Raw genomic sequence first — 19,816 nt, forward strand, 5'->3', positions numbered from 1 at the left:
TCGCTGACATCTCGCCGGCGACATCTGATAGACTGTCGCCCTTTTGGATAATAGGTTTGTAATGTCTGAGTCAAATAAGTTCAATAGTGTTGAATTGCAGGTGAGCTACGGGATTGGCCGCCAGATGGGAGAGCAGTTGATGTCCAATCCATTTGAAGGTTTATCGGCCGATGCCGTGGTTGAAGGCTTGGCGGATTTACTGGCTGGTAAGCACAGCCAAGTTAACGAGCAAAATTTGCAACAGGCATTTCAAGTGATCAGTGAGCGCATGCGTGCCAAGCAGGCTGAACAAGCCAAGGCGGCATCTGGCGCAGGTGAGGCTTATTTAGCGGAGAATGCTAAGCGCGATGGTGTTACCACGCTTGCTTCAGGCCTGCAGTACGAGGTGATTACCGAGGGCTCGGGCGCTAAACCATCGGCCAGCGCCACTGTGCGTACCCACTACCATGGCACTTTGATCGACGGCACTGTGTTCGACAGCTCTTATGAGCGCGGCCAGCCAGCAGAATTCCCCGTTAACGGTGTGATTGCGGGCTGGACTGAAGCGTTGCAATTGATGCCTGTAGGTTCTAAGTGGAAGTTGCACATTCCTTACCAGCTGGCCTACGGCGAGCGCGGCGCGGGCGGGGCTATTGCACCATTTTCTGCGCTGGTATTTGATGTGGAGTTGATCGATATTATCGGTTAATCGCCGTCCTACTGGGGCGGCAGGTGCTCGGTGCTTTGGCCTGAGTTATACTGCTGCCTCGTTAAATCTGGGTTCTTACGTGTCTCGTCAAGCCTTTGTTCATGGTCTGCATAATCTGCGCGATAGCCATCGCGGCAGTGTGTTAACTATTGGCTCTTTCGATGGCGTGCACTTAGGGCATCAAAAGATGCTCAAGCAGTTGCGCGATAAGGCCCAGGCATTGGGGGTGCACTCCACTGCGATGACCTTTGAGCCGCAGCCCCATGAATATTTTTCGGGCGAGCGCGCACCGGCACGGCTGATGCGCTTGCGCGATAAAGTGACGGCCTTGTTTGAGCAGGGGGTCGATCAGGTATTTTGCTTGCCGTTTAATGCCCAGCTTCGCCATCTAACTGCCGCCCAGTTTGTGCAGCAGGTGCTAGTGAATGGGCTGGCGGTTAAGTACTTGGTCGTTGGTGATGATTTCCGCTTTGGCTGCGATAGAGCCGGAGACTTTAATTTTTTACTGGCCGCTGGCGCACAGTTTGATTTTGGCGTTTGTAACACTAAAACGTTTAGTTTGGACGACACCCGAGTGAGCAGTACCCGTATTCGCGAAGTGTTAGAACAGGCTGATTTCGCTCAGGCAGAACAGTTGCTCGGTCGCCCTTACAGCATGACCGGCAAAGTAGTGCGTGGACAGCAGCTGGGCCGCACCATCGGCGTGCCGACGGCGAATGTGCACTTGCACCGCTATCGCTCGCCACTCAACGGTGTGTTCACGGTGCGAGTTGTTGTTGACGGCGTGTGTTTTCAAGGTGTGGCTAACGTCGGTGTTCGACCGACGGTGCTGGATGGCGCCAAACCAATTTTAGAAGTTCACTTGTTTAATTTTGCTGAGGACATCTACGGCAAAAATATTCAGGTGATATTTTGCAGCAAGCTGCGCGAGGAGCAAAAGTTCGCTTCTATTGATGCGCTTGCCGCACAGCTCCAATCAGATATCGAAGCTGGAAAAACCTACTTTAGTAAAACAGTAGATTAACTTTTTTGACAACCCTATAGAAACTATTGGCTTACAAACCATGACCGACTACAAGCCCACGCTAAACTTACCGCAAACCGATTTCGCGATGAAGGCAAATCTTGCCAACCGCGAACCGCAAACACTGAAGAAGTGGCAAGAAGGTAAGCTTTACGAAACCATTCGTCAGGCACGTGCTGGTGCTGAAAAATTTATTCTGCACGACGGCCCGCCGTACGCGAATGGCGACATTCATATAGGGCACTCGGTCAATAAAATTCTTAAAGACATTATCGTTAAGTCGAAAACATTGTCTGGTTTTGACGCGCCTTACGTGCCCGGCTGGGATTGCCACGGCTTGCCCATTGAGCACAACGTGGAAAAGAAAATTGGCAAGGCAGGCGTTAAAGTTGATGTTAAAACTTTTCGGCAGAAATGCCGCGAATATGCAGCTAAGCAGGTAGAAGGGCAGAAGGCCGATTTTATTCGCTTGGGCGTATTTGGCGATTGGGATAATCCCTACTTGACCATGGATTTCAAGTTCGAGGCCGACATCATCCGCGCCTTAGGTCGGATTGCCGAAAATGGCCATTTGATGCGCGGCTTTAAGCCTGTGTATTGGAGTGTGGTGGGTGGTTCAGCGCTGGCCGAAGCCGAAGTTGAGTACCAAGATAAAACTTCAAACTCTATTTATGTTCGCTATCCAGTGGCCGATCAGAATGATTTGGCCAAGCGCATCGGGACATTGCCCGGTAGCGGTAAGTTATCGGTGCTGATCTGGACCACCACGCCTTGGACTTTGCCATCTAGCCAAGCTGTGAGCGTCAATGCTGCGCTCGATTATGTGCTTGTACAGGCAGCCGACGAACGCATCATTGTTGCTGAAGCCTTGTATGAGGCTGTCATAAAGCAAATTGACGTGGCGCAAGCCGATGTTCTGCTACGTTTTCAAGGCGGCGAGTTAAACCAGTTGCAGCTATCGCATCCTTTTTATGCGAAAAATTTACCCGTGATTTTAGGTGATCATGTCACCACGGATGCCGGTACCGGTTGTGTGCATACAGCACCAGATCACGGTATGGATGACTTCGTGGTCGGTAAAGCTAATGGTATTGGCACCTTAAATTACATCGACGACGCTGGTAATTACCGCCCCCAGGTTGAGTATTTTGCCGGCGACCATGTGTATAAAGTTGACGATAAAGTTATCGACTTACTTAAAGAGCGCGGCGCACTCTGGTCGCACAGTAAAATAACCCATTCTTACCCGCACTGCTGGCGCACCAAAACACCGCTGATCTTCCGTGCAACACCGCAATGGTTTGTCAGCATGCAGCAAAATGGCTTGTTGAAAAATGTTCGCACCGCAGTAGAAGGTGTTCAGTGGTTCCCTGACTGGGGCCGTGCGCGTATTGATTCCATGCTGGATTCGTCACCTGATTGGTGTGTTTCAAGGCAGCGAACTTGGGGTGTACCTATCGCGTTATTTGTACACAAAGACACTCAAGAGTTGCACCCGGATACCGTCAGTTTGATCGAGCAAGTGGCGAAGAAGGTAGAGCAATCCGGTATGGATGCTTGGTTTGATCTAGACCCCAAAGAGTTACTCGGCGCGGACGCGGACAACTACACCAAGGTGTTAGATACGCTTGATGTATGGTTCGACTCGGGCGTGACGCACCATGCGGTATTGAATCGTCGCGAAGAGTTACAGTACCCAGCCGATTTGTACTTGGAGGGCTCAGACCAGCATCGCGGTTGGTTTCAGTCGTCAATAAAGACGGCCGTCGCGATTAATGGCAGCGCACCTTATAAAGCTGTGTTAACCCATGGCTTTACGGTGGATGAAAACGGACGCAAGATGTCCAAATCTATCGGTAATGTTATCCCGCCCCAGAAGGTGATGAACGACTTAGGCGCAGATGTTTTACGCCTGTGGGTGTCAGCCACAGATTTTAGTACTGAGATGAGCGTGAGCGACGAAATTTTACGCCGCACCGCAGACTCTTATCGTCGTATTCGCAATACCGCGCGCTTTATGTTGTCCAACCTTACAGGCTTTGAGCCAGCTAACCACGCTGTGGCAATGGATGATTTGTTGGCCTTAGATCGCTGGGCGGTTGAGCGCGCTGCCGAATTACAGGGTGAGATTTTAAAGGCTTACGATAAATATCAATTCCATCAGATCTACCAAAAGCTACATAATTTTTGTGTGGTGGATATGGGTGGTTTTTATCTGGATATTATTAAAGACCGACAGTACACCACGCAAGAAAATAGCTTGGCTCGTCGATCGGCTCAAACAGCTTTGCATCATATTGTTGAGGCCTTTGCCCGTTGGGTAGCGCCCATTTTGAGTTTCACTGCGGACGAAATGTGGGAATTTATTCCCGGTGCTCGCTCTGAGTCTGTATTTGTCGCCAAATGGTATGACTTTCCAAAAGCTAACTCGGCTAGCCTTTTGAGTAAGGCTGAGTGGCAGCAAATAGCCTCGGCAAAAAATGCCGTGAATAAAGTGCTTGAAGAGCGGCGCGCGGCCGGTGAATTGGGGGCTTCGCTTTCGGCTGAAGTTTCTTTGTTCGCTGCAGATGAACTGGCGGCCACGTTAGCGAAGTTGAAAAATGAACTTCGCTTTGTTTTGATCGCATCCCAAGCCGACTGTCAGTCCTTATCTGCCGCTACTGATTTTGCGCAGGACACCGAGGTGAAAGGGCTAAAAGTTATCGCTATTAAATCACAGCAGCCGAAGTGTGCGCGGTGTTGGCATTTCCGTGCCGATGTGGGTGCACATGCGGCGCATCCAGAATTATGTGAGCGCTGTGTTGATAACGTAACCGGCTCAGGTGAGGTGCGCCATTTTGCTTAAATTGAACAAGGCGGGCTTTTTGTGTTTGATCTACCTGTTGTCATTAGTTTTTGTTGGATTGGATCAAGTTACCAAAGCGATGGCAACCGAGCATCTCACCTATGCTCAACCAGTATTTGTGACCGCGTTTTTTGACTGGACTTTGCTGCATAATCCAGGTGCGGCGTTTAGTTTTCTTAGTGACCAAGGTGGTTGGCAGCGTTGGTTCTTCACGGCCATCGCAGCCGTTGTTAGCTTGGTTTTAGTGGTTTGGATCGCAAAACTGGGTGTGGCGAACCGCTGGGAATCTACTGCCTTAAGTTTAGTGCTAAGTGGCGCGGTGGGTAATTTAATTGATCGCGTGCAGCTGGGCTATGTGGTGGATTTTATTTCATTGCATTACGACGATCACTATTGGCCGGCGTTCAATATTGCCGATAGTGCCATTTGTATCGGCGTGGCTATGTTGTTGCTCGACATGTTGCGCCCTAAATCTGAATCTAAAAGTGCTGAGTGAATCCCTATGTCTGATAAAGTTGTTGCCGAGGGCAGCCAGTTAACGATTCATTTTTCATTAGCGTTGCGCGACGGCAGCGTGATTGATTCAAATTTTGATGCCAAGCCCGCAACATTTACCCTAGGCGATGGCAATATGCTGCAGGGCTTTGAGCGCTGTTTGATTGGTATGCGCGAAGGTCAGCGCGAGTCTTTCGTGGTACTGCCTGAGCATGGTTTCGGTCAATCGAACCCCAATAATGTACAGATTATACCGCGCACGGCGTTCGCCGCAGATATGGCGCTAGCGGAAGGGTTGGTGGTGTCTTTTGCTGATGCCCAAAAGGCCGAGTTGCCCGGTGTGATCAAAGCGTTTAACGTGGATCAGGTAACGGTAGATTTTAATCACCCCCTAGCTGGCCAAGATATTATCTTCGATGTGCAGGTGGTAAGTGTTGGGAGCGAAACTTAATGAGCTCATTGATGGGTGCGCAATCAAAAAAACCTGTAGAGATAAAGTTGGCTAACCCGCGTGGCTTTTGTGCCGGGGTTGATCGTGCCATCGATATTGTCAATCGTGCGCTCGATGTATTTGGTGCGCCCATCTATGTGCGTCACGAAGTTGTCCACAACAAGTTTGTTGTTGAAGATCTACGCTCAAGAGGCGCTATTTTTGTCGATGAGTTGGACGAGGTGCCGGACGACACGATAGTTATTTTTAGCGCCCACGGTGTTTCGCAAGCGGTGCGTAAAGAGGCGGACGCTCGTAAGTTAAAAGTATTTGACGCGACCTGTCCTCTAGTGACCAAAGTGCATATAGAAGTCACTCGTTACTCCCGCTCTGGTACCGAGTGCATACTGATCGGCCATCAAGGGCACCCCGAAGTTGAGGGCACCATGGGGCAATATGAGCGTATTAATGGCGGCGGTATCTACCTCGTTGAAGATGAGCTGCACGTGGCTAATCTCGAGGTAAAAGACCCGGATAATCTCGCGTATGTGACCCAAACAACCTTGTCTATGGATGATACGGCCTTGGTTATTGATGCGCTACGAGCCAAGTTCCCGAACATCAAAGGCCCAAAGAAGGACGACATCTGCTACGCCACCACTAATCGCCAAGATGCGGTTAAGCAGCTTGCGCTTGAGTGTGACCTAGTGTTGGTTGTCGGCTCTGTTAATAGCTCTAACTCCAATCGCTTGCGCGAATTGGCTCAGCGCTGCGGTGCCGAGGCTTATCTGATTGATTCGGCTGAAGATATTTCTGAGGCGTGGTTGACGGCTAAGCGCTCTATTGGTGTAACGGCAGGCGCTTCTGCGCCAGAAGTCCTAGTGCGCCAAGTGATAGCGCGGTTAGAGCAATTTGGAGCCCAAACCCCAGAGGAGATGTCTGGCGCAGTCGAGACCATTGCGTTTTCTTTGCCAAAAGAACTGCGTTGATAGTTTGTGACTCGCGTCACAAACTGCGTTTTCTGCTTCAAATAGCCTATCGCTGGTCGCAATACCTATCCGTTTATCGCCCTCTGGCGGTGCTCTTGTAGCTCCTCTGTTATAAAGGTTCCTATGAAGAAAACATTTGGCTTTACCATAATCGAATTGATGATGACGTTGTTAATAGCGTTCATCCTCATTGGGGCGGGCGTTCCGGCGCTGAATGACTTTGTGTCTGATCGGTCTCTTGCGTCCGAGATCAGTCGCTTCAATATTGCTCTATCAATGGCGCGATCAGAGGCCATTACACGTGGCAGCAACGTTGTTGTATGCCCATCTGCTAATGGCACTAGCTGCGTCGCATCTAACGACTGGGCTGGCGGCTGGATTGTGTTTCGGGATGTTGTAGGCAATGGCTCGCCGGATTTGGGTGATGGTACCTGCGCAGCGGCTAGCGATTGCGTACTTCGTTTCGATCAAGGTATGAGCACTGGTGGTGTACTTACCGCAAACGCCAATTTGCTAAGTTTTAACAGAACTGGTGAGCGAGTTGGAGGCAGTTCTACTTTCTTTAAAATTTGTAACCCCAAAGCACATCAAGTTAGAAATATTACAATCGCTGCGTCTGGTAGTGTGTCTATCGTGTCATCGGTGGGAGTTTGCCCATGATTGTTATGAAGAAAGAAGCTGGAGCCACCATGATCGAACTCATGGTGGCACTATTTATCTTAGCCGTCGGTCTGCTGGGTGCGTTGGCGTTACAGATGAATAGTGTGCGCAGTAGCCAAAGTGCGGTTTTTACCTCAGATGCGCAGGTGGTAGCGGTGAATATGGCCGATCGCATTATGGCCTACAACAGTGTGTTGACGACCGACGAGGACGATGATTATGCGGGTATAAACACAACTGCTTTACCCGCAGATCCCAACTGTAAAGTTGCCGGTTGCAGCGCGGCAAACCGTGTAGCGTCTGACGTTAATGAATGGGGCAGAGAGCTTGCTTCGAGGCTCCCGGGTGGACAGGGAACAATAACTTACGCAGCTAATGTTTACACTATTTTGGTTATGTGGGATAGGGATAACACGGGCGCTAATGCAACCGGTTGCGGTGGTAACCCGGAAGTTGATTTAACCTGTTATCAGTTGGAGTTTCGCCTGTGATCATTTTATTTTCCAAGGCGTCACTAGGTCGTCAAGTTGGTATGACTCTTGTCGAGTTGATGGTATCCATCACCATTAGCATGATCATTATGGCCGGTGTGATTCAACTCTACTTTACTGCATCTCAAACTCAACGCTCGCAGGAAGGTGTTGCCCGCATACAAGAAAATATGCGTTATCTATTTGGTAAGCTTGAGGAGGATCTTACTCAAACTGGCCATGTCGGCTGTGTGCCATTTGAGGGAGGTGTAGGAGAGAGTGCTTTAATAAAAGTTCTTTTGTTGGATAAAAAGTCAGGGCTATTTGATTTTGAATATTTCATTAACGGCGCTGACGCCACTGGGCTACGTTCTTCCGATACCATAACACTTCGTTATTTTAGTGCATCTGGTCAGATCCCCCTCGAGGCTCCCGGTATGGCCGATGTGAGCTCCGCTTTTGTGTTGGATGATGCTGATCCGAGGTACGCCTTGTTAGAGAGAGGTGATATAGCGCTTATATCAGATTGTTCGTTTGCCGATGTATTTATGATTACCAATGATCCCACTGCGTCGGGTGGCACGATAGAGCACGCTATCGGTGTGACTGTGGATGGTCAGTCCAATATCAGCGCGGATTTTCAAAAGCCATATGGCCTAGAGGCACCCAACGGGAGTTCCGCTTATCTATTTGGCGGCAGCTCAGCCGCAATTGAATGGAAATTAGGCACCAGCGCAGCGGGTACTGCAGCAGGCTTAAATTGCGCTGATGATAATAAACAGTACTGCGCTTTATTCCGCGATGGCGATGAAATGGCTGAGGGTATCGAAGACCTCCAAGTGCAGTATGGCTGGTTAGATGCGGCTGATGTGTTAAAACTTTCCGATGCAGGTGATGTGGCCGACTGGAATGCCGTTCAGTCTGTGACTGTCACGTTGACGATTAACTCTATTCAATATGCGCCCACTCTTGATGGAAGTGGCCTGATGTCAAAACAGGTGTCCAAAACGTTTATGTTGCGAAACCAATTGCCGGGAGCTCTTTAATGAAAGCTGTTTATGCACCACACAAGCAGCAAGGCGCCGTATTAATTATTGCTATGGTCTTGTTGCTGGTCATGAGTTTGATTGGCTTGTCGTCGGTTGTTTCTAGCACCCTGCAAGAAAAGATGGCGAGTAATGTACAGCAACGTACTCTGGCTCGTTATGCTGCAGAAACGGCGGTTCGCGCTGCTGAGGTATATGTATCTACCACTATTATCAATAAATCTAGATTGGCAATGTTTAACGGTGCAAATGCAGGACTATATGCGGCCACTCCTGTGAACCCGATATTATTTTCTAACGATCTAGTCAAGCAAGCATCGGTGCTAAGCGATACATCGGTCCCTGCCAATTGGACAAATGCTAACAGTGTAGAAGTGCTTGATCTGACGGATAAAGTTAAAGCTACTAATCCGAGATATGTGATTGAGTATGTAGGACGACGAAGCCAAGGCGGAACTGTTGTGTGGAGTAATAGCGCACCGGTTGAGCGTGGTGCCCCACACATTTTTAAAATTACCGCAATAGGGTGGGCGCGTGATACAAGCGTGTATTCTGTGCTTCAAACCCATTTTATGACAGGTACCGGTGTAGGAGTATTTGATTATGAAGAGTAAATCCAAAACTGTTGACGAATCTACGTCTCAAGTATTGTTAAGATTGAAAAAGCCACACTGGATGCAATATGTAGCTGTGATCTTCTGTTCTTCTGGAGTGGGTATGAATGCATATGCTGCGCCTGGAGAACTGAGTAAGTCGCCGCTGTTTCTCACATCGGAAGTGCCACCTAACATTTTAATGGTGGTGGATGACTCGGGCTCTATGGATTGGGAGAACTTGTTAACCAATGACGCCATTGCGGCTCACGGTGTAAGTAATACGCCAGAGAGTAATAGTGGTACCCGGTACCTTAATTTCAACCCTAGCAGTAACCAAGAACGGCGCGAGCTATGTGTCGCCTATAATGCCATGGCCTACGACCCTTCGCGTGTTTATTCGCCATGGGTAGGAAATGATAAAGATGGCAACCCTATGGTTAATAGTGTTGTCACTAGTGCTCGTACTGATGCGTTCGAGAAAACGGGCTCTGTAAATCTAACTTCTCATTGGTATTACGAGTGGGTTGATGACAACGGAGATGGTCGTTATCAAAACAATGAATGTAAAATATCGGATAGTGATAGAAAATTCGTATCCTCCATGACGGCTGCTCAGCAAACCAATTATGCAAATTGGTATACCTTCTACCGTAAGCGTGAATTTGTTTCGAAGCGTGCTCTATCTGAAATAATTACCAACTCTAAAGCTCGCATGGGGTTGGCGACTCTGCATAATAATAACTCTGTGGGGACGCTCGTTGCTGATATCGATAATATCTCTACCCCAGTCGATGCCACAGCAGTAGCCAATAAATCGGCCCTGTTGCGTAATTTATTTAGAATTAATTCTTCGGGCGGTACACCATTAAGGAGAACGCTGGAAGAGGCTGGTAAGTATTATGAATTTGGTCAAAACCCTGGTAACAGCTTTTTTGGGCAAGACGCTAGCACCTCGCCGATCCTGAGCGTTGCTAACGGTGGTGAATGCCAGCAAAACTATACTGTCTTAATGTCGGATGGTTATTGGAATGGTGGTAACCCCAGTGTCGGTAATACTGATGTTGCCACCAATAGCGCCTTTGATGGTAAGTCCTATGGAGACGCTTTCTCGAATACGCTCGCCGATGTCGCAATGCATTATTATGAAAGGGACCTCGCGCCAGGATACGCCAACAAATTACCAGGCTCCGCACTTGACCCAAACACGGCGCAGCATATGGTGACATATACTGTCGCGTTAGGGGTGAATGGCTCCATGACGGGCGCTGGTGTTGGTGGCGGTCCTACGGATCCTGAAGTTGCCTTTGCTTGGCCGCAACCGGTCGCAAACACTAATACAACCGTGGATGATATGGTTCACGCAGCATGGAATGGTCGTGGCGAGTATTTGAGTGCGAATAATACCGACGAATTGATTGCGGCATTGGGTCGTGCATTCCTGAGTATTGACGAGCGCCAGGGTTCCGCGTCTGCGGTTACTTTTAACTCGACTAAAATCGATACGGATACTTATGCGTTTCAGGCAAAATTTGACTCAAGCGGTTGGCACGGCGATGTATTGGCTTACGAGCTTGAAGATGGTTTAGATTCGAGTGGTAATCCAGATCCGACCGAGGTTGTTGGGGCGATTGGGCCGCAACAGTGGTCCGCTGCGGATAGATTGGATGCTCGCAATTTACTCACAGACCCGAGGCAGATCGTCACGTTTAACGGTACCACAGGGATTCCGTTTCGTGCTCCATTGCTTTATACAACTCCAGCGGCGAACGAGTTGCAGCCAGCGCAAATAAATGATTTGTTGAGTAGCGCAGCCTATCCAGCGAATACCGCAGTAGCAGCTCAAATTGCGCTGAATCAAGTTTATTTAACCCAGATTGTTGATTATCTTCGAGGCGTGGATACGAATGAAGGTGTCGCAACCGGAAAGTTTCGGCGTCGGTTTGGTAAGCGTTTAGGTGATGTGGTGAATTCGGCCCCGGTATTTGTAGCTGCACCGAGTTCTGGCTATCCCGATAAAATCCAGTCATCTAATGTGTCGGATAGCTATGATGCCTATATTAAAAGCAACTTGACCCGTACACCGATGTTATATGTCGGCAGTAACGACGGTATGCTGCATGGATTCGATGCTGAGACAGGTGATGAAACGTTCGCCTATGTGCCGGGCCTGCTTTATTCAACGCTTCCGTCCGAAGGCCTACATTATTTGGCTGAGCAAAATTATGCGCACCAGCCTTATGCTGATGGATCGCCAGTGGTGGGTGATGTCTTTATCTCTGGATCTTGGAGAACCTATTTGGTGGCAGGGCTCAACCGAGGAGGAAAAGGCATTTACGTTTTGGATGTTACCAACCCCAGCACGTTAACTGAGTCCTTTGCTGCAAATATTCCAAAACTGGAATTTACCCATAACAATTTAGGTTATACCTTTAGTCGTCCGCAAATTGGTAGGATGAATAATGGTAAGTGGGCCGCCATTTTTGGTAATGGCTATAACAATGATCCTAACGGTAATGGCAAGGCATCTCTTTTTATCGTGTATCTTGACGGTACCGGCTATAAAGAAATCACGACAGGGCAAGGCTCAATCGTAAGTAATAACTGCGCCAACGCTAGCAGTGATTGTAATGGCCTTTCCTCGCCGTTTATCCTAGATCATACCGGAGACGCTCGGATTGACCGTGCTTATGCCGGCGATTTACATGGCAATATGTGGGTCTTTGATTTGACGGATTCAAACGCCAACAACTGGGGAGTGGCCTATGTAAATGGATCTGACCCAGCGCCACTGTTTCAGGCTTGTTCTACAGAGCCTTGCACGGTAGCGAGTCGTCAGCCAATTACCAGTATGCCTGTTCTCGGTGTCCACCCGACGAGGAGAACGGCCGCAACCTGGCCCAACCTAATGGTTTATTTCGGTACGGGCCAGTACATCGCTTCTACAGATAGCTTTACGACGGCTACTCAATCCGCTTACGGTATTTGGGACGCGGGCCAGAATTATATCGGGCAGCCTCGCTCAAAGCTTGTTGAGCAAACAATAACCAACGGAGCTGGTGGTAGGGCGTTAACTGATCTTCCGGTTAATTATATTCCCGGTGTTTCGATCTCTCAGTATGGCTGGTTTGAAGATTTTCCAGATTTGGGTGAGAGAACGGTGATTGAAATGTTAGTGGATAGAGATGTTTTGTTCTATGCAACATTAATTCCCGAAAACACGCAGTGCTCACCTGGAGGTACTGGTTACTTAATGTTTGTGGATCGTATGAACGGCGGCGAATCTAATTTCGTGGTCGTAGATACGAACAACGACGGTGTGTTTGATGATGACCTTGTTAGTGGATTGCCTTTAGGTGCGATTCCTGGAGGATTAAGTAAAATTTCTAACAGGTTATTTACATCTGACTCATTGGGACAAATTAATAGCTATGGAATTCAAACTGGTGAATATAAACCTTCACGTCGAACTTCATGGTCTGTAATCCAGTAGGGGGTATGAAATGGTTAAGTATATTTTTGCATTGCTGTTGATGTCGTTTGTTTATGCGAACATTGTTAGCGCTGATGAAGGTGCTGAAACTGAAACTGGTAGAATTGACTATGTTAGTTCAGAGTATCTGGATATCGTTATTGACGATTCAGTTTTTACCTTTGCTTTAAATATGAAAGTGTTTGACACTAGAGGCAGAACGGTGAATCGCTATGCTTTCAGGCCCGGTGCTAAGGTCAAGTATCAGTTTGTTCGTGAGCCTAGTGGTCAGAGGCAGCTCAGCAATGTTTGGATACTATCCAACTAGTCAAAACAAATTGGAGAGGTTTCGTGAAAAAAACCGCGGGTTTTACTCTGCTTGAATTAATGATTGTAGTCGTGGTAGTGGCTATTCTGGCTGCTATTGCTATCCCTACATATAACGATCAAACCCAGAGGGCTAGGCGCGCCGACGGAAAGGCAAGTGCCATGCAATTGATGAGTCTGCAGGAAAGATTTTTCACTCAATATATTTCTTATACGTCAGTCCTTGTTGGGCCAAACGCTTGTGCAGGTGCGGCATGTGGATTGAATTTAGCGGGCGCATTGAGCACTGATGGCCACTACACCCTAGCGTTAACAGCGGCTCCTGCGGGTTGCGCTGCTGGGGGTGTTAGCTGTCGAACCTATACTATTACAGCAACGCCTAATATCGCAGACCCTAAGTGCGCAACGCTAACAGTTACCAATACTGGGCAGCGAGGGTCAACAGGTACAGGTGGTGATGAGTATTGTTGGCGTTAGTGTGTAGGTTTAGTTGTTGCAGTTTTTTTGCTTGATCTCGGCAGGGCTTGCTACTCGAGGCCTGCCGCTTTTATGGATAATGATTTGCCGTAAAAACTTTTGCTCTTGTTTCGTTGGGCAAATGTAGAAGCGGCCGTTCTGGTTGTCTGTGAAACCTTCGGGGCTAAAGGTTAGATTGGTTTTTCCGCCGAAGGCTACCCACTTTAGCGTACCTATTTGCGTTGATAGCGTTATCAGCGTTTCGCTAGGCTCGTCGTCATCTTGGATTTTGTTGCCATTTTTGTCGATGAATATTATCGCTGAGTTGCTCCAGTATTCGGCACAGGTGATTTCGTTGGTTGATGGGCAAATGATTACGGGTCGTTTTTGAGTTAATGCGAGGGATCTTGCTGATTGCACCATAGAGCTTAGGTTGGAAACGGCCAAGTTTAGTTTTGCTACGTAGAGGCATTCTAGTGAGTAGCTCGATAGCATGGCCAACACCCCGCTAATGGCACATACACTGAGAAGCTCAGGCAGAGTAAAACCAGTTATCGCCGGTTTTCTATTGGGCTGACTTCTTTGTCTTTGCATTATGTCCCTTCCATGGGTTCATGCTGGCTAGTTTTTAATTTTTAGCAGGATGGTTGCAGTCTGTCTAATATTTAGTTCTTTACGGGTTCGTTCGTACCTGTTGAAGTCTGCTCTATTCGTCCATACCTAGTTTTTTGAGTCTATATCGTAGAGATCTGAAGCTTATGCCTAAATGCTGGGCGGCTTCAGTTCTGTTCCAGCGTGTTTCTTCTAATGCTTTGGTTATAAAGGCTCTCTCGATGTCCTCAAGCTTTTTATCTAGGGCTTGCCCGTTCAGCTCATCACTTTGAGTGCAAGAGATTTCCGGTTGAATGGGTGCGAGCTGTAAATCATCATGGCGAATAGTATTGCCTTCACAAAGGGTGAAGGCTCTTTCAAGTGTATTCTCTAGTTCGCGCACATTGCCAGGGAAGGGGTAGCGCTTGAGGTGCCTGATTGCCTCTGGCGTTAAGGCGATTTTTTCTGACTCGTAGGTTAAAGCGAGCTTGTCAAGAATTGCTGAGGTTAAAACTTCTAGGTCTTCAATTCGGTCTCGCAATGCGGGGGCGTGCAGGTGAATAACATTTATTCTGTAGTATAAGTCTTGTCGGAAGTTTCCGGCACCGATTTCATTTTGTAGGTTTTTATGGGTTGCGCTTAGTATACGAATGTTTGTTTTTTGCTCCGCCTGCGTTCCTACAGGTCTAATGGCTTTTTCTTGGATAGCCCTTAGTAGTTTCACTTGCATATCTAATGGTAGGTCTGCTACTTCATCGAGAAAAAGTGTGCCTCCCTCAGCTGCTTGAAAAAGTCCAATCTTGTCCGAGTTCGCGCCAGTGAAACTACCCTTTTTGTGCCCGAAAAATTCACTTTCCATTAGCTCTCTTGGTATCGCCCCACAGTTTATTGCAATAAATGGACCTTCGGATCTTGGGCCTTGTGAATGGATCGAGCGAGCAATCAGCTCTTTGCCGCACCCTGATTCACCCGTTATGAGTATTGGCGCCTGGCTTCTAGCTAGCTTATGAATTTGTTGCTTTAGCTTTCGCATCACGTCGGTGGTCCCGACAAGTAATTCACTCTCCAATGTTTCTTTCGGTGAGCTGGATTTGATGGCGGTTTTTACTAAAGCCCTAAGTCTTTCAATGTCGATAGGTTTGGATAAAAAGTCGAATGCACCGGCTTTCATTGATTCTATGGCGATGTCGACGTTCCCGTGAGCTGTAATTACAGCTACGGGGAGATCCGGATGTTCATTTTGAATATGTTTGACCAGATCGATGCCGTTACCATCAGGCATTCTCATGTCGGTTAAACAGATGTCAAATTTATGCGACGCTAGAGCTTGTTTGGCTTCCTTTAGTGATGCAGCAAGTATGCAGCCAAAATCCATCCTCGTCAGTGTAATATTGAGGAGTTCTAAGATGTCTGGCTCATCATCTACAATTAACGCAGAATTTTTTTTCAATTTAACACCCTTTGATCGTGTGCTAGGCAAATTCTAAAGCAGCTTTTACCTTCTGATGTCGGTTTGTATTCTAATGTTGCCTCGTTTGCATCGCACAGCTCTTTCGATAAGTAGAGGCCTAGGCCCGTGCCGCTTGCGTGATCTGTGTTGAATGGCTCGAACAGTAGAAGTGCTTTCTCTTTGCTAATGCCGTTGCCTTCATCTATCACATCAATGAACGGCAGGCCGGATCTTTCATCGATTCCTGTTATTAATATGAGGCTCTGAACCCCCTTGTGGGCTTGGCTATATCTTAAGCCATTGTCGCACAGATTTATCATTACCTGATGCAGTTGCGATATGTCCATCGTGGCGAGCAAGGGGGCTTGGAAGTGTTGGGTTTGAATGTTTGCTCGGTTATAGGGGCCCTGTTCTAACTCCTCAACAAAGTTCTCAACCCAGGGGATTACATCAAACGTTTGTGCTTTCGCCTGCTGGCGGCGCGAAAGTTGAAGTACGTTTTCGATGATATTATTCACGCGCTCTGAGTGGCGAGAAATAATTGCCGTTAAATTTTTATCTTCAGCTGTAATAGTTGGAGATTCGGCTAGCAGTTGTCCAGCATGGCTAATGGCGCCCAGCGGATTTCTAACTTCATGGGCAATGCTGGCCGTCAGTCGTCCAAGTGAGGCAAGCTTTAGTTGCTGAGCTTGTTGCGTTAGCTGGCGATTGTCTTCTAAAAAAATAAGGGTATCACTTTGCTGGTCTATTTTTAGTGCAGCGAAGCTCACCCTCACTTCCTTACTGCTTCCCTGAGGCTTAAAAAGCTGTTGTTTGTGTGCACCGCTAACGGCCCAGCGCTGCAGCATGTCTTTGATCGGAATCGGTAAACTTGTCAATGGTTCGTTGGAGGGGATGCTGAGTAGTCGGTAGGCAGCGTTATTGGCTAGCACAAGTGCGTGATTCTTATTTGTTACAAGAATCCCTGTGTTCATTCTTTCGACAATTTGTTGGGCTAATGACTGTATGTGTTGCGCCAGCGCAGCTTGTTGTTTCGCTTCTGTTTGACTGGTTTGTAGGTGAAGGGTTAGATATCTAAACAGTAGCGCGGTAAGAAATAGGAGGATGCCTAGAGCGCCAGCTGAGAATAGACTGCGATCTCCTCCATTTTTGGCAACTGCATCTAATATTCCGGCGCCAATCGCGGATAGGCTTGAGAAAGCTGCTAATAGGAGTGAGAGCTGTTGGTTTAAAAATATGCCGCCGTAGGCAACGGTAATGATCAGCAAGTAGCCTAGGCTGCTGGTGGCGTTGCCACTGCTGTTTACCAGCAGCGTTATCGCGGCTATGTCTATAGTGAGCTGGGTCAGCAGCTGTCGCTGGCTTGGCTGAAAGTTCTTGCGCCAAAGCGAAACGAGTGTCCATAAGCCGATAAGCGTGTAGATGATGCATGTATAGGAAAATACGCTCGGGGCTAGATTACCAAGTGTGTTTGATGACACCCCGCCGTGAAACATAAACAGCAATAACGTGCCTAGCAGCACCCGGTAATAGCTGTATATGCGCAAAAGAGTGAGCGCGCTTTCATACCCAAGTAGGTCGTTTTGTAGGGTGTCGATTTTAGGTGGTGTCATGTGGAGTCCGAATCTGCTGCCGTACTCACTATATATTACTGTTTATGGAAACGGTATTTTGCGTTCCGTGCATGTTTGGTCGACAATAGCGCCCCCTGATACTCGGTGATTAGAGAATGCAGCCAAGTCCCTTGAATATAGTCCTCGCTCAAATTAATCCTTTGGTTGGTGATATTGATGGTAATACGTTGCTCGTTATTGCCAAGGCCGAGCAGGCTGTGGCAGAGCACAAGGCCAATTTGGTGCTTTTTCCCGAGTTGGTTATAACGGGTTATCCGCCTGAAGATTTGCTCCTCCGGCCTAGCTTGGAGTGGCGCATAGATCGGGCTATCGCGGCGATTTGTAAGGCTGATCTACACGCGGATATCTTGATTGGATACCCTAAAGTGGTGGCCGGCCGAGTGTTTAATATGGCCGGTTATATCTCAGCAGGTAAATTGGTGGCAGAGTACGCGAAGCAGCAGCTGCCAAACTATCAGGTCTTTGATGAGAAAAGGTATTTTCTGCCGGGCAATCAAGCTTGCGTTGTCGAGATAGCGGGCATTAAGGCGGCAATCTCGGTGTGCGAGGACATTTGGCATAAAGAGCCTATGTTGCAAGCGAGAGAGGCGGGCGCTCAGTTGATGCTAAATATCAATGCATCCCCCTATCATCGCGGTAAAACTCAAGAGAGGCGTGCCCTATTGGCGGAGCGGGCAATTCAGGGCGACATGCCTATTGTTTATATCAATCAGGTTGGTGGTCAGGATGAGCTGGTGTTTGATGGTCATTCTATGATTGTTGATCGCTCGGGTAAGGTTGTCATGCAGGCACCGGCCTTCGAAGAGGGGTTGTACCCAGCACAAGTAACTTTCGATGACGAAATCAAAGTAACGTCAACGGCGCAGGCTCCTGATGTAGACTCGTTAGAAAGCATTTATAGCGCGCTGGTCTTGGGCGTGCGTGACTACGTCAATAAAAACGGTTTTAAAGGTGTTGTTTTAGGGCTGTCTGGCGGAATCGACTCGGCGTTAACGCTCGCGATTGCGGTTGATGCGTTGGGTAAAGATCGAGTTGAGGCTGTGATGATGCCTTTTCGGTATACCTCCCAGTTAAGCTTGGATGATGCGGCTGATCAGGCAAGGCGGTTGGGCATCGGGTATCAGGTTATCAGTATCGAGCCTATTTATAATGCTTTCATGGGGGGGCTAGCCGGCGCCTTTACTGGGAGTGTTATGGATACCACAGAGGAAAACTTGCAGGCGCGGTGTCGCGGTGTTTTGCTTATGGCACTTTCCAACAAGAAGCGCTTGTTAGTGTTAACAACCGGCAATAAGAGCGAAATGGCAGTAGGTTATTCAACGCTTTACGGGGATATGGCCGGTGGCTTCGATGTGCTGAAAGATGTGCCGAAAACGGTGGTGTTTGAGCTCTCTAGGCACAGAAATCTGCGCGATGAGGTGATTCCCGTCAGTGTTATCGAGCGCCCCCCTTCTGCTGAGTTGCGCCCAGATCAGAAGGATGAGGATAGTTTGCCGCCTTATGATATTTTGGATGTGATTCTCGAGAAGTACGTTGAGCTCGATTTTAGCGCCGAACAAATTATTGCGGAGGGTTATCCTGAAGACGATGTTCGGCGCGTTTTACGGCTCGTCGACTTAAATGAATACAAAAGGCGGCAGGCGCCAATTGGCCCCCGTCTTACGAAGCGCGGCTTTGGTCGTGACAGGCGATACCCAATAACCAATGGTTGGGTCATCGGAGATTAAATTAAGGCATAGATTTACCGCAGGCTTGCGTGGATCTTGGCAACAGTGGAATAAGTATGACGAAGCAACAAAATGAAGACGTTAACGCAGCGGCCGAGCAATCTGCTGTGAATAAAGAGCACGATGCAGAAGATTTATCGAGTGGCTTAATTGACGAGCACATAGAGGAAGTCGTTGAAAACGGTAAAAGCGTTAGGCATAAGGGGATTTACTTGTTGCCGAATTTGTTTACCACTGGTGCTTTGTTTTCCGGGTTTTACGCCATTATTGCAGGCATGAACGGGAATTTTGAAGCGGCGGCTATCGCTATATTTGTCGCTATGCTGCTCGACGGTCTCGATGGTCGCGTCGCTCGCCTGACCAATACCAGCAGTGCTTTTGGCGAGCAGTATGATAGCTTGTCGGATATGGTTTCGTTTGGTGTTGCGCCAGCCTTGGTGATGTTTAGTTGGGCTTTGCAGGATATGGGCAAGCTCGGTTGGGCGGCAGCGTTCACTTATTGCGCCGGCGCAGCCTTGAGGTTGGCGCGATTTAATACCCAGATTGGCGTTGTAGATAAACGCTATTTTGTTGGTTTGGCGTCGCCTGCCGCCGCGGCTCTGGTGGCAGGCACCGTTTGGGTGGGCTCGGCCTCCGAGGCGTCAGGAATGTTTTTGTGGTTGTGCGCTGTGGTTACCGCCTTGGCTGGTGTGTTGATGGTCGCCAATGTGCGCTATACCAGTTTTAAAGAGGTCGATTTCAGGGGCAGGGTGCCGTTTGTTGTGATGCTGGCAGTGGTGTTAGCGTTTGCGGTGGTGACTATTGATCCGCCACGAATCTTGCTGGCAATTTTTGCGGGTTATGCGTTTTCTGGCCCGGCGACTGTTTTGTGGCGTAAATTTAAAGCCCGTAAGTCAGCAAGTGTGACTGAAGTCGACTA

The 19,816-nt window shown here is 48.4% G+C and carries 18 protein-coding genes (1 of these 18 cut by a window edge); 15 read left to right on the forward strand and 3 right to left on the reverse strand.

The features are described from left to right. The first annotated feature begins 61 nt into the window (after positions 1–61). The 13 genes from ACGHTT_RS02855 to ACGHTT_RS02915 all read left to right on the forward strand — a co-directional run bounded on the left by ACGHTT_RS02855 (position 62) and on the right by ACGHTT_RS02915 (position 13,516). Positions 62–688, forward strand: coding sequence for an FKBP-type peptidyl-prolyl cis-trans isomerase (locus ACGHTT_RS02855; protein ID WP_390593371.1), 627 nt, complete (start codon positions 62–64; stop codon positions 686–688). A 79-nt stretch (positions 689–767) separates the two neighbouring features. Next, positions 768–1,712 (forward strand): bifunctional riboflavin kinase/FAD synthetase, encoded by a 945-nt coding sequence (ribF, locus tag ACGHTT_RS02860; protein ID WP_390593372.1) that lies wholly within the window; start codon positions 768–770, stop codon positions 1,710–1,712. 40 nt (positions 1,713–1,752) lie between these two features. After that, positions 1,753–4,557, forward strand: a complete 2,805-nt coding sequence (gene ileS / locus ACGHTT_RS02865) for an isoleucine--tRNA ligase (RefSeq protein WP_390593374.1) — start codon at positions 1,753–1,755, stop codon at positions 4,555–4,557. A gap of 1 nt (position 4,558) precedes the next feature. Next, positions 4,559–5,053 carry a signal peptidase II gene (gene lspA / locus ACGHTT_RS02870; protein WP_390594975.1) on the forward strand — a complete coding sequence of 165 codons (495 nt, stop codon included), beginning with the start codon at positions 4,559–4,561 and terminating at the stop codon, positions 5,051–5,053. Between the two features lie 6 nt (positions 5,054–5,059). Continuing rightward, the gene (locus ACGHTT_RS02875; RefSeq protein WP_390593376.1) at positions 5,060–5,503 is read left to right on the forward strand and encodes a peptidylprolyl isomerase; all 444 of its coding nucleotides are present in this window, start codon (positions 5,060–5,062) and stop codon (positions 5,501–5,503) included. Beyond that, positions 5,503–6,471 carry a 4-hydroxy-3-methylbut-2-enyl diphosphate reductase gene (ispH, locus tag ACGHTT_RS02880; protein ID WP_390593378.1) on the forward strand — a complete coding sequence of 323 codons (969 nt, stop codon included), beginning with the start codon at positions 5,503–5,505 and terminating at the stop codon, positions 6,469–6,471. The genes ACGHTT_RS02875 and ispH overlap by 1 nt, the downstream gene beginning before the upstream one ends. A 123-nt stretch (positions 6,472–6,594) precedes the next feature. Next, complete coding sequence (locus ACGHTT_RS02885) at positions 6,595–7,131, forward strand: GspH/FimT family pseudopilin (protein ID WP_390593379.1); 537 nt, start codon at positions 6,595–6,597, stop codon at positions 7,129–7,131. Next, positions 7,128–7,622, forward strand: coding sequence for a type IV pilus modification protein PilV (gene pilV, locus ACGHTT_RS02890; protein WP_390593381.1), 495 nt, complete (start codon positions 7,128–7,130; stop codon positions 7,620–7,622). The genes ACGHTT_RS02885 and pilV overlap by 4 nt, the downstream gene beginning before the upstream one ends. Then, positions 7,619–8,647: a PilW family protein gene (locus ACGHTT_RS02895; RefSeq protein WP_390593382.1), complete on the forward strand. Its 1,029-nt coding sequence runs from the start codon at positions 7,619–7,621 to the stop codon at positions 8,645–8,647. Before pilV ends, ACGHTT_RS02895 begins: the two co-directional genes overlap by 4 nt. Then, positions 8,647–9,261: a PilX N-terminal domain-containing pilus assembly protein gene (locus tag ACGHTT_RS02900; RefSeq protein ID WP_390593383.1), complete on the forward strand. Its 615-nt coding sequence runs from the start codon at positions 8,647–8,649 to the stop codon at positions 9,259–9,261. Before ACGHTT_RS02895 ends, ACGHTT_RS02900 begins: the two co-directional genes overlap by 1 nt. Then, entirely contained in the window at positions 9,251–12,733 is a 3,483-nt protein-coding gene (locus ACGHTT_RS02905; RefSeq protein ID WP_390593384.1) for a pilus assembly protein, read from the forward strand. Before ACGHTT_RS02900 ends, ACGHTT_RS02905 begins: the two co-directional genes overlap by 11 nt. A gap of 10 nt (positions 12,734–12,743) precedes the next feature. Further along, entirely contained in the window at positions 12,744–13,040 is a 297-nt protein-coding gene (locus ACGHTT_RS02910) for a hypothetical protein (protein WP_390593385.1), read from the forward strand. 23 nt (positions 13,041–13,063) lie between these two features. Continuing rightward, positions 13,064–13,516 carry a type IV pilin protein gene (locus tag ACGHTT_RS02915; RefSeq protein WP_390593386.1) on the forward strand — a complete coding sequence of 151 codons (453 nt, stop codon included), beginning with the start codon at positions 13,064–13,066 and terminating at the stop codon, positions 13,514–13,516. 9 nt (positions 13,517–13,525) lie between these two features. Here ACGHTT_RS02915 and ACGHTT_RS02920 read toward each other — a convergent pair whose 3' ends face one another. The 3 genes from ACGHTT_RS02920 to ACGHTT_RS02930 all read right to left on the reverse strand — a co-directional run bounded on the left by ACGHTT_RS02920 (position 13,526) and on the right by ACGHTT_RS02930 (position 17,149). Continuing rightward, the gene (locus tag ACGHTT_RS02920) at positions 13,526–14,089 is read right to left on the reverse strand and encodes a GspH/FimT family pseudopilin (RefSeq protein ID WP_390593387.1); all 564 of its coding nucleotides are present in this window, start codon (positions 14,087–14,089) and stop codon (positions 13,526–13,528) included. A gap of 112 nt (positions 14,090–14,201) precedes the next feature. After that, positions 14,202–15,536 (reverse strand): sigma-54-dependent transcriptional regulator, encoded by a 1,335-nt coding sequence (locus ACGHTT_RS02925; RefSeq protein WP_390593388.1) that lies wholly within the window; start codon positions 15,534–15,536, stop codon positions 14,202–14,204. After that, entirely contained in the window at positions 15,533–17,149 is a 1,617-nt protein-coding gene (locus tag ACGHTT_RS02930) for a nitrogen regulation protein NR(II) (protein WP_390593389.1), read from the reverse strand. Before ACGHTT_RS02930 ends, ACGHTT_RS02925 begins: the two co-directional genes overlap by 4 nt. Positions 17,150–17,265: 116 nt before the next feature. Between ACGHTT_RS02930 and ACGHTT_RS02935 the strand changes: the two genes are divergently transcribed. Then, positions 17,266–18,897: an NAD+ synthase gene (locus ACGHTT_RS02935; protein ID WP_390593391.1), complete on the forward strand. Its 1,632-nt coding sequence runs from the start codon at positions 17,266–17,268 to the stop codon at positions 18,895–18,897. A 56-nt stretch (positions 18,898–18,953) separates the two neighbouring features. Further along, positions 18,954–19,816: the 5' portion of a CDP-diacylglycerol--serine O-phosphatidyltransferase gene (gene pssA, locus ACGHTT_RS02940; protein WP_390593393.1), read on the forward strand. Its footprint extends 1 nt past the window's final position; only the first 863 of its 864 coding nucleotides appear in the window; the start codon lies at positions 18,954–18,956; only part of the stop codon is in view: it crosses the right edge, with 2 bases visible at positions 19,815–19,816.

The sequence above is a fragment of the Simiduia litorea genome (assembly GCF_042853465.1).
Lineage (GTDB): Bacteria > Pseudomonadota > Gammaproteobacteria > Pseudomonadales > Cellvibrionaceae > Simiduia > Simiduia litorea.